Raw genomic sequence first — 14209 nt, 5'->3', positions numbered from 1 at the left:
TGTTCATGGTCCTGAACAGTTACGAACTGTTTTTAATAGGGAGGAAAACTGTAATGGAAAAAGGATTAATCGGCATACAGATGAGCACGATTAAAGATAAAATTAATGAGTTAGGGGCCTACGGCACGCTGAAGGCATGTGCGGAACTTGGCTACCACTGTGTAGAGGTCAGCCAGATTCCAATGACCCCTGAAAACGTAGCCGGCATGAAAAAAGCATCGGAAGAATTCGGTGTAAAGATTGCAGCCTGCTCTGCATCACTCGAACCAATGTTTCCGGGAATGCCCGGAGAGTATCTTGTGAGTGATTTTGATAAAATTGTGGCGGACATGAAAGAACTCGGTTGTGACATGCTGCGTATCGGCATGCTGCCAATGACCTGCATGGGAAGCCGCGAAAAGGCACTGGACTTTGTAAAACGGGCAGATGAAATGGCAGCCCGGTTAAAGGAACACGATATCGACCTCTACTACCATAACCACCATGTAGAATTCGCAAAGTATGACGGCGAATACCTGCTGGATATCATCAAAGACACAACCAAGCATATGGGATTTGAACTGGATATCCACTGGATTCAGCGCGGAGGAGAAAATCCGGTTGAATTTATCCGAAAATATGCCGGAAGAATCCGCCTGCTCCACTTAAAGGATTACCGCATCGGAGAACTCCGTATGCCAGAAGGGGATTTTGATCCCCAGAAATTCATGCAGGCGTTCACTGACATCGTAGAATTTGCAGAAATCGGGGAAGGCAGCCTGCCTGTTCAGGAATGCATTCAGGCCGGACTGGAAGGCGGAAGTGAATACTTCCTCATCGAACAGGATTCTACCTACGGCAGGGACCCGTTCGAGAGCCTGAAAATCAGCCGGGACAACCTGATCAAAATGGGCTACGGCGACTGGTTCAATTTATAACAATAGCAAATCCCCATCGGAGTCCCTTTTCCGGTGGGGATTTTAGTTTACCCTATAATCAGTTTTACGCCGCCATAGATACCCGCCTCATTTCCAAGGGAAGCCAGACGGAATTCCGTATCTCTTGCCGCATGAAACGCGTATTCCACATAATACTTCCTGATAGCGTCAAGCAGGATATCCCCGGCTTTTGCCACTCCGCCTCCGATAACGAAAGCCTCCGGATTCACGACGCAGGCAATCTGTGCCAGCCCCTTCCCGAGCATGCGTCCCAACCCATTTACCATGACCACGGCAGCCTCATCCTTTGCCTTCGCCGCATCGAAGATATCCTTCGCGCTGAAGGTTTCGATGCTTCTCAGCGAACTATCCATATCTTTATGTGCGTCCAGATATTTCTTTGTCATGCGGACGATCCCTGTCGCTGAAGCATACTGTTCCAGACACCCCTTCTTTCCGCACCCGCAGCACTCTGTTTCGTCATCTGTCATCGGAAGGTGACCGATCTCCCCTGCCGCACCGTTATACCCTGCCAGAATATGCCCGTCAATGATAACACCGCCTCCTACGCCGGTTCCCAGTGTGATCATGACAATATTGCGGCAGCCTTTTCCGCCGCCCTGCCACATCTCACCAAGAGCCGCCACATTTGCATCGTTTCCTGCCTTCACCCGCATTCCGGTAAGTTCGCCGAGTTCACGCTCCACATTGAATACATCCCACCCGAGGTTCACACATTTAAACACGGTACCGTCCTGCCCGACCGGACCGGGAACACCTATGCCAATCCCTTCCACATCCAGATGAGAGATGCCCCTCTCACTCAGTTTTTCATAGACTGCCTCCGATATATCCCCCAGAATAAACTTTCCGCCGCTCACGGTGCGGGTCGGGATCTCCCACATCTCAAGCAGGTTCCCGTCTGTTTCAAATAATCCCAGCTTTACAGTCGTTCCACCTATATCTACTCCAAATGCATATTTCTTCATTTTCACGTATCCTCCTAAACTACGGCTGTATTATATAACAAAATTCCTAAGATATTTTGCACTCAGTAGTACTGCCTTCTTTGCATCTTCCAGATTTTTTTCAAAGGCCTTATCTTCCACCTCGATACATGTATATCCGTCATATCCGATATCGGTCAGCGCAGAAACATATCTGCCCCAGTCCACATCCCCGAGTCCCGGAAGCTTTGGCGACATATATTCAAGCGGGGCCGCCATGATTCCCACATCGGCAAGCTTATCCTGGTATACTTTGATATCCTTATAATGTACATGGAAAATCTTATCCTTAAACTCATAAAGAGGTTTGATATAATCAATCTGCTGCCATACAAAATGGGACGGGTCGTAATTAATCCCGAAGTTCGGGCTGTCAAGGATCTCAAATACCTTCCTCCAGTTTGCAGGGGACGTCATCAGGTTCTGCCCGCCCGGCCACTCATCTTCCGTAAATAACATCGGACAGTTTTCAATCCCGATCTTCACACCTTTTTCCTCTGCATACTTTACGATTGGCGGCCATACTTCCTTTACAGTCTCCAAATTCTCCGTCACCGTTTTCTTTGGGTCGCGCCCTACAAACGTAGTAATCATATTCACATCCAGCATAGCCGATGCGTCGATCAGCTTATACAGATGTTCGATATAACTCTGACGCTTTTCTATGTCCGGCTCCAGTGTATTCGGGTAGTATGCAAGGGAAGATATCTCCACATTCCTGTCTTTACAGTACTTTTTAATGTATGCCGCCTTGTCTTCATTCATATTTGCAGCATCAATATGGCTGACCCCTGCATATCTCCTCTGTGCGCCCCCCTGCGGCCAGCACGCTACTTCCAGGCATTCCAGATGATTCTCAGATGCAAAATCCACGACTTCCTCAAATGTCATTCCGTCACAAATTGCTGTAATAAATCCTAACTTCATAGTTTGACTGCTCCTTTCGTTACGATACTTATTCTTATTCACATTTCTATTAGTACAGTTTCTTCTTTTTGTCTTCTTTATTGTAACGAAATCTGTCCCACTAAGCTTTTCACTTTTTGTCTGACTTTGTAGTACAAAAATGACATTTTTTAATCTGCCTGCCTTAAGGCATGCAAAAAGGTCAAAAATAATACCCTTATTTTTGACCTCTTATTGATTCTCCGATACGCTCACCCATCTTTACGATTGTCTCATAACCGGACTGTGTATTCTGAAACAGCCGTTCATCCATCCTGACTGCATCTTTCTGGAACAGCAGGATCACCGTGGAACCGCCGAATTCGAAACGCCCTTTTTCTTCGCCCTTTTTTACAAGGCATGCTTCATGGTAATTGGTAATCCGCCCGACCATCAGGGCCCCCACTTCCATCATCAGTACCGTCTTAAAATGTCTGCTCCTTAAGAGTGAGTACTCCCTTGTGTTCTCCTTATAAATGGGGACGACATCGTTCGCCACAGGATTCACCGTATGAAAGATCCCGGGGATATGGCAGTTTTCTGACTTCATCCCGTCATCAACGTAACAGTACCTGTGATAGTCATCGACCGTCAGCCTGAACACACACGCCGTTCCCCCTTCATAATATGCTGCAAGTTTCGGCGACCGGAGGAGAGATTCCACTGTATAAGACGTGTTCTTAATGTTGAACCTGCTTTTTTTACCTTTTTCATGGACGATCGGGTAGACACTCAGCTTTCCGTCGCACGGACTTGTAAGTGTCCACTCGTCTCCCTCCATGATACGGACCCCGTCCTTCAGTTTTCGCGTAAAAAAATCGTTATAAGAACGAAAACGTTCCTTCTCGCAGACACTTAAATCAATCTGGTTCGCCTTCACAAACGGGGCAATCAGGACCCGTGACCAACTTCTGTCCAGCAGCCAGCCGCCTGCCCTGGAAACAAACGGGCAGACCAGAACTTTCAGAATCCTACGCCCCGCGCGGCTCAAATACATCCTCTTCAGCAGTCTGTCCTGCCCGGAATCTGCTGTTGTTATCCGTCCTTCTCTGTCAATATACTTCATCATTTACCCTCTCTCTTATAACCTTCTCACCCAATACAGCCAGGGCCATCCCGGATGGAAGCTGATACGGTAACGGGTAAAAACAATCATAATGACTACTGCGGCACCGACAACGGCAACCAGCACAGCAAGTGTGGCATTCTTCGGCTTTTTCAGCCGGAAGTCAACAACAAACAGGATTCCCACGATCAGCAGTGCCAAATGAAGACAAATTCTGAAAATCGAATCCGGAACGAAAAACTGGATCATAAATACGAGGGGCAGCACAATCGCCATCGAGGTGATTGGAAGTCCTCTGTAGAACTTCTCCCCGCTCTCTGTCACAAGTGCATTCTTTGCCTCCATGACATTGAAGTAAGCAAGCCTTATGACGGAGTTCACACAATACACCATAATGACCGCGATACCGATCGGCCCCCTTACCCCCAGCAGATAACAGATCAATGCCGGGAAGGCTCCGAAACAAACCACGTCACACAGGGAATCTATCTGGATTCCAAAGGACTTTTCATCCTCCGTCCTGTCTTTCTTTCTGCGCGCAATCTTACCGTCAAACATATCACACAGGCCCGATAATGCAAGGCACAGGATTGCCGTCTTGAACCTTCCGTGAACCGCCTGAGTCATCCCGAATACTGATGTGGCAAGGCTGATATAAGTCAGTACCACTGTATAATTATAAAAACCAATCATCTTATTCTCTCTCTTCTCATTTAGATTTTATCTTTCACCACATTTATCCCTGCGCCTCACAACACGGTTTCTCTGCCGCTTCTTTCTGTCTGCGTCCTATGGTAAGATGGGCAAACAGGGTCATTGCCGCACTGAGCAGCAATTGTACGTAGTATGCAATCCCCCTGCTTAAAACCATACCCGGCAGAAGGAGTCCTGCGGCAAAAATGCCTTTGAATATAATCAGGAACAGATTCTCACTGATCCCCATGCCGCCCGGGAGGGGAAGCATATCAACCGATACCGACACTACCGCCTGCAGCATCACAACATCATAGATGTGTGCCCCGTGAAGCCCGAATGCCTTATACACAAACCATGTTACAAAAAACAGGGCAAACCTCTGTAAAAATGTTATGGCCAGCACATTCACAATCACTCCTGCATGTGTCCTCAAATACGCCGCCGTTGCATTATACTGGTCCATCGAAGCAGACAGTTTCTCTGTACGGTTTGGCTTATGCTTTAAAATGTGCAGCCGTTCCAGAATCTTCAGGCACCACATCATAATCCCTTTCGCCAGGGCCGGGTGGAATGCCAGAATCGACATGGCAATGCAGCATGCAACATTCAGACCCACCCCGAGGTAAAACACCGGCAGAATCCCTTCCAGATACTTATGTACAAACCCCCTCTGGAAGAATGCAACAAACAGTCCGATAGCAACGAGGACTGACTTATATGTTATTGTAACAATCATCAGCACTAATGTCGATACCGGAACCGGAATTTTATTCTTTCTCATATAATATATCTGCATCGGCTGCCCGCCGCTCGCAGATGGTGTGATGGCGCTGAAGAAGAACCCTACACAGGAATATAAGAAACAGGTCCACTTCTTCGTATGGATTTTCAGGGTGCCCATCATATAATGGATAATGATGGATTCCCCCCAGATAAAGAAGACCACCCCCGCCACCCCGGGAATCAGATACAGTGGATTCGCCTTTAAAATTGTCCGGATAACGGCACGCAGATCTTCTCCTTTAAATACACTGTAAATTGTCAGTGCAAATACAAGCACAACGAATGCCGCGTTCGCAATCTTTTTCTTCTTACTCGTCACAGTTCACTCTCTTTCCCACAGGTCTTACCCTCCTGTGAAAACATTTCTGATACAGCCAGTCAAATACCCTCTGGGGATATTGATAAAGCCGCGTATGAAAAGCCAGCCAGTATGTACCTTCTGCCAGTACGATGCCTGCTATGGCATCTACAATATAGTGCTGCTTGGTCAGCTGCGTTGAGACACAGACAAGCAGTGCAAAAAAGCAGGAAAACATCCGGTAGCCCTTCGGTATATTCTTTTGCCGGCGGATCCCGATATAGCAGAACCAGCTTACGAGACAGTGGATGGACGGGAACAGCCTTGTGGGCGGGTCAATGCTGTAAACAAACAAAAGCACCGAATCCCAGAATCCCGGTTCCGCCAGCACAGGCCTGATATTCGTGGTAGGCATAAGCAGGTAGAAAGTCCCGCATATCAGTCGTGACATCATGTCTGCCACCGCAAAACGAATGCAGTATTCTTTCCCCTGCCTCGCTATGATTATGTAATTTACAGTCCAGAAAAGGTAACACCCTAAGTATACCGCTGCAAACGCAGGCACTACCGGGACTGCCCTGTCAATCGGAAGTGTGAGGTCATAATGCTTCCAGTTTTCTGTAATACGGTCCGTTCCCATATAAACAATAAAATTAACCGCCAAACAGGATAACAGAGGAAATACTGCATATGCCGGTATGATTTTCTTTAATTTTCCGAGCCTGTTTCCCATGATGTCCAACTCCTTTTTATCTCGGTCTAGTGACTATTATAACAGACTTTTTGAAAGATGCACCGGTAAAGTAGGTTTCTTAATGAATTCATAATAAATCTTTCAAATTTCTTCCAATATATTTTGATTTTCTTAGGGAAATTCCTGTAATTTATTGTATATTAATACAGCTCAGGCTTTTTGCGCCTGAGCTGTACGTTTTTCTTTATAAACCAAAGAAGTGTAATCCACAACTTATTAACAGCAGACATTTCCCAATATTTCTTCGAGTGCATTCTTGCTGCTTGTATGACATCTTATAACATCGGCATTACACCTTCCGGCTTCTTCCACAGCACACTTTACCATTTTGTGGGACACTGTGTTCGTAAATAATACGATCAGATCCGGGCTGCCAATCTGTTTGCTTAATCCGGCAGACATCTGTGTAAACACCTTTGCCTTGCAGTGGAACTGTTTGCATATTTTCTTATACTGGCATACCATACGGTCATGCCCTCCGATTATCACTACGCTCATTGTGCCCTCCTTACTTTTACATCTGAACCACTTCGTCTGCAATCCCCATCGTTGATTTCCTGTGTGAAACAAGGAGGATTGTCCTGTCTTCTTTTTCCCGTTCCAGACTTTTCAGAACAATACCCTCGTTCAGGCTGTCAATATTGCTCGTCGGTTCGTCCAGCAGTATCATCCTGCTTTTATGGAGGAATGCACGGGCAATCCCGATGCGCTGTCTCTCGCCCCCGGAGATGCAGTCACCCAGCTCAGTCAGCCGGCTGTCATACCCGTTTGGCAGTGACATGATGAACTCATGAATAGATGCTTTCCTTGCCGCATCCTCAACCTCCGGCCGGGTCGCATTCTCATTGGCAATCTTGATATTATTCTCAATCGTATCATGGAACAGGAATGTCTCCTGCGTTACATAAGCAAGCTTCTTTCTCAGGGACGATGTGCGGATCTCATTTACATCCTCTCCCCCGTATGTAATACTCCCCTCTCCTGCCTCATAAAAACGCATCATCAGCTTTAGCAGTGTTGATTTTCCGCAGCCGCTTCGGCCCAGTATTCCATGAATTTTTCCGGGTCTGAAAACCGCGTTAAAATCATTCAGCACTCCTTCGTCCGTTTCCTCATAGCTGAATGAAACATTACGGCAGACTACGTCACCTTCGGGCAGTTTTACACCCTCTTCATTATCCGTTACAACTGGTGTCTCTTCCAGAATATCCAGCACCCGGCTTCCACTTGCCAGAGTATGGTTCAGATTATTTGACAATGCCGAAAGAGCTGCTGTAGGACCAAAGGAACTCATCATTCCGATGACGGCAGTCACACCCTGGTAAAATTCCATCTGCCCCGCCTGCACAAAAAGTCCGCATACGATAAGCATCACTATTCCCGCTGCAAGGATTACACAGTCGGTTGCAATCCGCTGTATGTTCTCATCTTTTTTCAGCTTCCTTCCCGTTTCTTCAAGTGCTTCTGTCTTTCCGGCCATATCAGCCATGCGTTTCTCTTTCTGCTGGTATTGGAGAAGTTCCTCCAGCCCGTAAAGATTATCCAGAACCGATGTATTCAGATTTCCAAAGGAATCCCTGTAGTTCCGGCCGCTTTTCTTCCCTTTCCTGCTGTTCCTGACGGGAATGACCACCCCCACTATCAAATAGGAAACAAAGGCCACTACTCCTGCCGCCGGGTTAAGCATCCCCAGAAATACCACCATAAAGACCGAGGAGGCCACGGCAATCGCGATGGGGGAAATCGTATGTGCATAGAACACTTCCAGCAGTTCAATATCACTGGTAATGATTGAGATCAGGTTTCCCTTTTCACTGCCGTCTAACTTGGCCGGGGCCAGCTTTCTGAGCGCTGCAAATACCTGATGCCGTATTCTCGCCAGAAGCTTGAATGCAATATAATGGTTACAGGACTGTTCCGCATAACGCAGGATTCCCCTGAACACGGCAAATACAACCAGCACTGCGGCAATTGTCCCGAATGACAGCCCTGTATATACTCCGGCCGCCTCAAGCATCCCGTATCCCCCGAAAATAGTCAGGAATGTAGCAGTCAGGTTGCCTGCGCATCCCATCAGCACCGCCAGGAACATTAGTCCTAAGAGCGGCCTTATCATTCCGATCAGTCCGGCCATGACCTGCAGTGAAGTTCTGTTTTTCTTTGTATGATTCATCTATGCCGCCCCCTTTCCTGCGTATTTTTCCAATTCCTTCTGACTCTCATAGAGCTTCGCATATTCTCCGCCCTCTTCGATCAGCTGCCTGTGGCTTCCCCGCTCGATAATTGTCCCGTTCTGGATCATCAGAATCTGGTCCGCCCACGTCACATTTGCCAGTCTGTGTGAAATCAGGATCACGCTCTTCACTTCGGCCAGTTCACGTATGACTTCCATAATCAGATTTTCACTTTCGGCATCTATATTGGAGGTTGCTTCATCAAAAATGTAGATATCACTGTCATGTAAGATCGCACGTGCCAGAGCCAGTCTCTGTTTCTGGCCGCCTGACAGGTTCGCTGCCTTTTCTTCCAGCACCATGTCAAGTCCGCCTTTTTCCATCACGGTCTCATACAGGTTCACCTTCTTCAGCGCCCACAACATTTCTTCTCTGGACGCATCTGCTTTTCCCATCTTCAGATTCTCACAGACAGTGCCTTTGAACAGGTAGCTGTCATGGCGTATTCTGGTGATTTTTTGATAAAGTGCATCCTCATCAATGTCTCTGACGCTGACACCGCCAACTTTTACATTGCCCCCATATTCCAGATAATTTCTCATAAGCAGTGATGCGATCGTACTCTTCCCACATCCGGATGTTCCAACCAAAGCCGTAAAACTGCCCTCCGGCACGGTGAAATTTACATCCTGAATCACTTTTTTCTCTTCGTCATACCCAAATGTGACATTTTCAAAAACAACAGAACTCTCCGGAATCTCTGAAACACTGCCTTTTTCAGGGACAGGTGCATCCAGCAGGCGGAAGATTTTATCCGCCGCCGCGTTTCCGTTCATCGCGATATGGAAGAACGAACCAAGCAGACGTAACGGCAGAAAAAATTCGGCTGAAATCATAATGATAAAGAAACATTCCTCAAGTCTGATGCCGCCCTTTCCATAGGCCAGAATCCCCAGTATGATCCCTGCTGCCGCACCGCCATATGCCACCAGATCCATGATACTGATGGAATTCAGCTGCATCACCAGCACACGCATAGTAATCTTCCTGAATTTTTCTGCCTCCTCGTCCATCTTCTTTGCGTATCTTTCGTCTGCCTGATAGATTTTCAGCGTCGTCAGCCCCTGAAGGTTCTCCAGAAAAGAATCTCCAAGCTCTGTGTAAGTTCCCCAGTAACGGCTCAGCATTTTCTTTGCGAACTTCTGTACCGCAACAATCGACAGCGGTATCAGCGGAACACATAAAAGAAGCACTGCCGCCACCTTCATGTCCATGCTGCCGACAATGATAAAGAGTGTAACCGGAGCCAGAAGGCTGTAGAAAAACTGGGGGATATATTTGCCAAAATAGATTTCCAGCTGGTCTACGCCTTCCGTGCTGATCTGGACGGCCTCGGATGTTGCGATGGTATCCCGGTAGAGGCTTCCCAGTTCCATCAGTTTCCGGTAAATCTTTTCACGCAGCCTGCTCTTGACCTCCGTCGAAGCCTGAAAGGAAAGCCTGCTGTTCCAAGTATTCATAATCCCACGGATAAGCAAAGCCCCCGCCAGTGCCAGAAGGATAATTTGAAAATCAGAGGCCGTAAGGCTCCCATCACTCATATGTCCAATAAAAGAGGCTGCGAAGAGCATCAGAACAACATTTGCAAGTAAAGTGACCCATTGCGTGAGCACCATGCCTGCTATGTATTTCCGGTTATCATTGAATTCTTTCAACAAACGTTTATGAAACATGAGTTTTCTTCCTCCTTAACTTTTTCCCGTAACGTGTCACATGAGTAATCAGGAAAATGCAGAACAAAAGCCCTGACACCTTATGTATCATCTTCACCGCCAGACCCCCTCCCAGCGGGTGTATGCAGAACCCGGAAAGAATCATGATTGCTGTTATTATATAAAACAAAACCTCGCCATACTTTTTCATCTTAAGCTTTCTCCTTTGATAATCATTCTCATTTTATTTTTTTCAAAGTAAAAGCGCTTACTGGGAGAGGCTCTCATTAAGCGCTTCGCATTACTTTTCTATTTTTATGGATGCGACCCTTTGGTTCTTAAGGTAACCGCATCTTTTCAGCCCTTCTGACACAACCTTATTCCAGATGCCGGGTGTCAGATGGTACGTCGTTTCATCATCCAGAACAACAATGCAGGTTCCTTCCTCTGCACATTCTTCGTATGAGTCTTTCGCACACTCTACTTTATACATGTTCTTCCTGCTGATTGCCCCGATCTCTTCTAAGGCATTCACTATCCTGTATACTGTAGCAACGCCAATTCTTTTATCTGCCTGCGCGGCCTGATAGTAAATCTCTTTACAGCTTTGGCACTCATTTTCCAGAATGATATCGATCAACATGAGACGCTGCTTTGTAATCCTGCATCCGTTCTCTTTCAGTCTCTCTACGATCATTTCTTTAGTGTCCACAATGTCCTCCGCAATGTTTGCAGTCACCGCCACACTGAATAGACTTTCCATTCTTTTTATCACGTATCATTCCCCTGATAACAAGTGCGACTGCTCCCACTACGATAGCTCCTACAATCAATGTGCCCATAAATGCTGCCTCCTTTCCGGCTGATGCCTATTTTGCTGATGCAGCACTTCTTAAATCTACTTTCAAAGTCCTGCTTTCTTTATATGGTCTTACTAATAAATAGATGAATCCAATAATCAGAAGGATTGCAACAACCACACCAGCGCCGAATACGCCTGTTGTGATGAAGGTCCCGATCTGATATACACAAAGTGAAACCACATATGCAAGCAGTGTCTGATAACCAATTGCAAACCAGAACCATTTTACATTGTTCATCTCTCTCTTGATTGCTCCCATTGCCGCGAAGCAGGGCGCGCACAGGAGATTAAACACGAGGAAGGAATAAGCTGCAACAGCCGTCATACTTCCTGCAAGTGTTCCCCAGATTTCGTTTCCTTCTTCTGCAACTTCTGCAAATCCATAAAGGATGCCAAACGTACCGACTACATTCTCTTTCGCTACAAGGCCTGTAATGGCTGCAACAGCTGACCGCCAGTCTCCCCATCCGAGCGGAGTGAATATCCATGCGATCCCATTTCCAACTGCCGCCAGAATACTATGATTCAGTTCCATATCCTCCAGCATTCTGAACTTACCGTCAACCCATCCGAAGTATGAAGTAAACCATACGAGGATTGTAGAAAGAAGGATGATCGTACCTGCCTTTTTAATGAAGGACCAGCCACGTTCCCACATGCTTCGCAGTACATTCCCAACAGTAGGAAGGTGATATGCCGGAAGCTCCATAACGAACGGGGCAGGATCGCCTGCAAACATTTTTGTTTTCTTTAAGATAATTCCAGAGCAGATGATTGCTGCGATTCCAACGAAGTAAGCACTCGGTGCAACCCACCATGCCCCGCCGAATAAGGCTCCTGCAATCAAGCCGATAATCGGCAGTTTTGCCCCGCATGGCACGAATGTCGTCGTCATAATGGTCATCTTGCGGTCACGGTCATTCTCGATCGTACGTGAAGCCATGATTCCGGGAACACCGCATCCACTTCCGATCAGCATCGGAATGAAGGATTTACCCGAGAGTCCGAATTTGCGGAAGATTCTATCCATGATAAACGCGATTCTGGCCATGTAACCACATGCTTCCAGAAAAGCGAGGAAAATAAACAGTACAAGCATCTGCGGTACAAATCCAAGAACCGCTCCAACCCCGGCAACGATACCGTCCAGAATCAGTCCCTGCAGCCATCCTGCACAGCCTATGGCATTCAGTGCGGATTCAAGCAGAACCGGGATACCGGGGATCTGAAGTCCGAACAGGCTCCATCCCTCTCCAAATACACCGTCATTTGCCCAGTCAGTCGCCCATGTTCCAACCGTTGTGACGGATACATAGTAAACGATAAACATAACCAATGCAAAGATCGGCAGGGCGAGGAATCTGTTTGTAACAATCCTGTCAATCTTATCTGACGTGGATAGTTTTCCCTTACTTATCTTAGTATAACACTCATTTATGATAGAAGAAATATAAACATACCGCTCATTTGTAATAATACTTTCGGTATCATCATCCAGCTCTTTTTCAATCGCGTCGATTTCTTCGGCCACATCAGGCACTCGTTTCATCTGGGCGGATATCTTATCATCCTTTTCCAGAAGTTTGATGGCAAAGAATCTCTTCTGTTCTTCCGGAATATCACTGCCTAATTTATTTTCAATGGAATCCAGCACACTTTCTACTTCCGGTGCAAATTTATGTACCGGTACTGCCGCATCCTTCCTGTTGGCAATCTTTACAGCCTTCTCTGCCGCTTTTGCAACTCCGTTTCCTTTTAGGGCAGATATTTCAACAACCTCGCAGCCGAGCTTTTTACTCAATTTATCAATATGTATCTTATCACCGCTCTTTTCCACAACATCCATCATGTTAACAGCCATGATAACCGGAATTCCCAGCTCCATCAGCTGTGTGGAAAGATACAGGTTTCTCTCAATGTTCGTGCCGTCTACAATATTCAGTATCGCATCCGGTTTGTCATTGATCAGATAGTTTCTTGCAACTACTTCTTCCAGTGTATATGGAGAAAGCGAATAGATTCCCGGAAGGTCCATGATGATGACGTCTTTATGTCCTTTCAGTTTTCCTTCTTTCTTTTCTACTGTAACTCCCGGCCAGTTGCCAACAAACTGGTTGGAACCGGTCAGAGCATTGAATAATGTTGTTTTACCGCAGTTTGGATTTCCTGCCAATGCAATTTTTATAGCCATTTTTACCCTTTCCTCCTGACAACAATCGTACGCAGAACAAATGACATTCAGCTTTGTACACTCTTGTAATTCGTTACCCCTGTCTTATGTTAGTTTTCGCTAACCATTAATCAAAAATTTGATGCAGAAATAAATATCCTTATTCTACAAGAATCATTTCCGCATCCGCTTTTCTTACCGACAATTCATATCCTCTGACCGTGATTTCAACAGGATCTCCGAAGGGCGCTACTTTTCTTACAAATACGTCTACACCTTTTGTAATTCCCATATCCATAATCCTTCTCTTAACCGGACCCTCACCGGTTAGTTTTGTTACCTTAGCAGTCTCGCCGCACGGGACTTCTTTCAATGTCTTCATCTTCTTGCCCTCTCCTTAGCCAACCATGATTTTATTTGCCATATCTTTCCCAATGGCAACTCTGGAATCCTTGACATTCACAATCATATTGCCTCCAATTAAAGAAACTACTGTGACTGTACCTCCAACTACAAAACCAAGATTCTCAAGAAACCTTCTCGTCTCTTCTTTTCCTCCGACTTTGCGGATGATATTGGGTTTGCCCTCTTTTACCATTGTTAATGGCATCATCTTCATCTTCTTTCCATTTTAATGATAATTGTTTTCAATTACAAGGTTAGTATATTCTAACTTCCATTAATTGTCAAGTACTTTGTTGAAAATATTTCTCAATTTTAAGAAGGAAGAGATAGCGGGAAAGGATAATTCGATCAGTAAGCCCTTTACATATTGAATTTATCCATAAAATTTTATGTATTTGCCCTGTTTGTTAAAATATGTTA

16 protein-coding genes are annotated in these 14209 nt (G+C 46.1%); 1 reads left to right on the top strand and 15 read right to left on the bottom strand.

Features of this window, described 5'->3' with window-relative positions; all coding sequences use genetic code 11:
* The first annotated feature begins 53 nt into the window (after positions 1 to 53).
* The gene (locus tag DWX43_RS17640) at positions 54 to 917 is read left to right on the top strand and encodes a sugar phosphate isomerase/epimerase (protein WP_118621267.1); all 864 of its coding nucleotides are present in this window, start codon (positions 54 to 56) and stop codon (positions 915 to 917) included.
* Positions 918 to 964: 47 nt separating this feature from the next.
* Here DWX43_RS17640 and DWX43_RS17635 read toward each other — a convergent pair whose 3' ends face one another.
* From DWX43_RS17635 to DWX43_RS17565, 15 genes are all read right to left on the bottom strand, one after another.
* Positions 965 to 1906, bottom strand: a complete 942-nt coding sequence (locus DWX43_RS17635; protein WP_118621266.1) for an ROK family glucokinase — start codon at positions 1904 to 1906, stop codon at positions 965 to 967.
* 30 nt (positions 1907 to 1936) lie between these two features.
* On the bottom strand, positions 1937 to 2851 hold the full coding sequence (locus tag DWX43_RS17630; protein WP_118621265.1) for a sugar phosphate isomerase/epimerase family protein: 915 nt from the start codon (positions 2849 to 2851) through the stop codon (positions 1937 to 1939).
* A 196-nt stretch (positions 2852 to 3047) separates the two neighbouring features.
* A complete protein-coding gene (locus DWX43_RS17625; protein WP_118621264.1) occupies positions 3048 to 3938 on the bottom strand; it encodes a phosphatidylserine decarboxylase in 891 nt (296 codons plus the stop codon).
* A gap of 12 nt (positions 3939 to 3950) precedes the next feature.
* Complete coding sequence (locus DWX43_RS17620) at positions 3951 to 4628, bottom strand: CDP-alcohol phosphatidyltransferase family protein (protein ID WP_109729706.1); 678 nt, start codon at positions 4626 to 4628, stop codon at positions 3951 to 3953.
* A 43-nt stretch (positions 4629 to 4671) separates the two neighbouring features.
* The gene (locus DWX43_RS17615) at positions 4672 to 5733 is read right to left on the bottom strand and encodes a lysylphosphatidylglycerol synthase transmembrane domain-containing protein (RefSeq protein WP_109729707.1); all 1062 of its coding nucleotides are present in this window, start codon (positions 5731 to 5733) and stop codon (positions 4672 to 4674) included.
* The gene (locus tag DWX43_RS17610) at positions 5723 to 6445 is read right to left on the bottom strand and encodes a phosphatase PAP2 family protein (RefSeq protein ID WP_118621263.1); all 723 of its coding nucleotides are present in this window, start codon (positions 6443 to 6445) and stop codon (positions 5723 to 5725) included. Before DWX43_RS17610 ends, DWX43_RS17615 begins: the two co-directional genes overlap by 11 nt.
* Before the next feature lie 237 nt (positions 6446 to 6682).
* A complete protein-coding gene (locus DWX43_RS17605) occupies positions 6683 to 6964 on the bottom strand; it encodes a DUF2325 domain-containing protein (protein ID WP_118621262.1) in 282 nt (93 codons plus the stop codon).
* 16 nt (positions 6965 to 6980) lie between these two features.
* Positions 6981 to 8639, bottom strand: coding sequence for an ABC transporter ATP-binding protein (locus DWX43_RS17600; protein WP_118621261.1), 1659 nt, complete (start codon positions 8637 to 8639; stop codon positions 6981 to 6983).
* Positions 8640 to 10373: an ABC transporter ATP-binding protein/permease gene (locus DWX43_RS17595; protein ID WP_118621260.1), complete on the bottom strand. Its 1734-nt coding sequence runs from the start codon at positions 10371 to 10373 to the stop codon at positions 8640 to 8642.
* Positions 10363 to 10563, bottom strand: coding sequence for a hypothetical protein (locus tag DWX43_RS17590; protein ID WP_118621259.1), 201 nt, complete (start codon positions 10561 to 10563; stop codon positions 10363 to 10365). Before DWX43_RS17590 ends, DWX43_RS17595 begins: the two co-directional genes overlap by 11 nt.
* Before the next feature lie 90 nt (positions 10564 to 10653).
* Positions 10654 to 11064: a transcriptional repressor gene (locus tag DWX43_RS17585; protein WP_242995939.1), complete on the bottom strand. Its 411-nt coding sequence runs from the start codon at positions 11062 to 11064 to the stop codon at positions 10654 to 10656.
* A complete protein-coding gene (locus DWX43_RS17580; protein WP_109729715.1) occupies positions 11054 to 11194 on the bottom strand; it encodes a FeoB-associated Cys-rich membrane protein in 141 nt (46 codons plus the stop codon). Before DWX43_RS17580 ends, DWX43_RS17585 begins: the two co-directional genes overlap by 11 nt.
* Positions 11195 to 11221: 27 nt before the next feature.
* Positions 11222 to 13405: a ferrous iron transport protein B gene (gene feoB / locus DWX43_RS17575; protein WP_118621257.1), complete on the bottom strand. Its 2184-nt coding sequence runs from the start codon at positions 13403 to 13405 to the stop codon at positions 11222 to 11224.
* A gap of 139 nt (positions 13406 to 13544) precedes the next feature.
* A complete protein-coding gene (locus DWX43_RS17570) occupies positions 13545 to 13766 on the bottom strand; it encodes a FeoA family protein (RefSeq protein WP_109729717.1) in 222 nt (73 codons plus the stop codon).
* Between the two features lie 15 nt (positions 13767 to 13781).
* Positions 13782 to 13997: a FeoA family protein gene (locus tag DWX43_RS17565; RefSeq protein ID WP_109729718.1), complete on the bottom strand. Its 216-nt coding sequence runs from the start codon at positions 13995 to 13997 to the stop codon at positions 13782 to 13784.
* Between the last annotated feature and the right edge of the window lie 212 nt (positions 13998 to 14209).

The sequence above is a fragment of the Clostridium sp. AF19-22AC genome, assembly GCF_003479085.1.
Lineage (GTDB): Bacteria > Bacillota > Clostridia > Lachnospirales > Lachnospiraceae > Faecalicatena_A > Faecalicatena_A orotica.
The sequence above is the reverse complement of the archived record's forward strand: the minus strand, read 5'-3'. Positions and strand labels throughout refer to the sequence as shown.

Excerpts from the sequence above, each read along its gene's own strand:
- DWX43_RS17640 (WP_118621267.1), top strand. The coding sequence starts at position 54 with ATGGAAAAAGGATTAATCGGCATACAGATGAGCACGATTAAAGATAAA.
- DWX43_RS17635 (WP_118621266.1), bottom strand. The coding sequence starts at position 1,906 with ATGAAGAAATATGCATTTGGAGTAGATATAGGTGGAACGACTGTAAAG.
- DWX43_RS17630 (WP_118621265.1), bottom strand. The coding sequence starts at position 2,851 with ATGAAGTTAGGATTTATTACAGCAATTTGTGACGGAATGACATTTGAG.
- DWX43_RS17625 (WP_118621264.1), bottom strand. The coding sequence starts at position 3,938 with ATGATGAAGTATATTGACAGAGAAGGACGGATAACAACAGCAGATTCC.
- DWX43_RS17620 (WP_109729706.1), bottom strand. The coding sequence starts at position 4,628 with ATGATTGGTTTTTATAATTATACAGTGGTACTGACTTATATCAGCCTT.
- DWX43_RS17610 (WP_118621263.1), bottom strand. The coding sequence starts at position 6,445 with ATGGGAAACAGGCTCGGAAAATTAAAGAAAATCATACCGGCATATGCA.
- DWX43_RS17605 (WP_118621262.1), bottom strand. The coding sequence starts at position 6,964 with ATGAGCGTAGTGATAATCGGAGGGCATGACCGTATGGTATGCCAGTAT.
- DWX43_RS17600 (WP_118621261.1), bottom strand. The coding sequence starts at position 8,639 with ATGAATCATACAAAGAAAAACAGAACTTCACTGCAGGTCATGGCCGGA.
- DWX43_RS17595 (WP_118621260.1), bottom strand. The coding sequence starts at position 10,373 with ATGTTTCATAAACGTTTGTTGAAAGAATTCAATGATAACCGGAAATAC.
- DWX43_RS17590 (WP_118621259.1), bottom strand. The coding sequence starts at position 10,563 with ATGAAAAAGTATGGCGAGGTTTTGTTTTATATAATAACAGCAATCATG.
- DWX43_RS17580 (WP_109729715.1), bottom strand. The coding sequence starts at position 11,194 with ATGGGCACATTGATTGTAGGAGCTATCGTAGTGGGAGCAGTCGCACTT.
- feoB (WP_118621257.1), bottom strand. The coding sequence starts at position 13,405 with ATGGCTATAAAAATTGCATTGGCAGGAAATCCAAACTGCGGTAAAACA.
- DWX43_RS17570 (WP_109729717.1), bottom strand. The coding sequence starts at position 13,766 with ATGAAGACATTGAAAGAAGTCCCGTGCGGCGAGACTGCTAAGGTAACA.
- DWX43_RS17565 (WP_109729718.1), bottom strand. The coding sequence starts at position 13,997 with ATGATGCCATTAACAATGGTAAAAGAGGGCAAACCCAATATCATCCGC.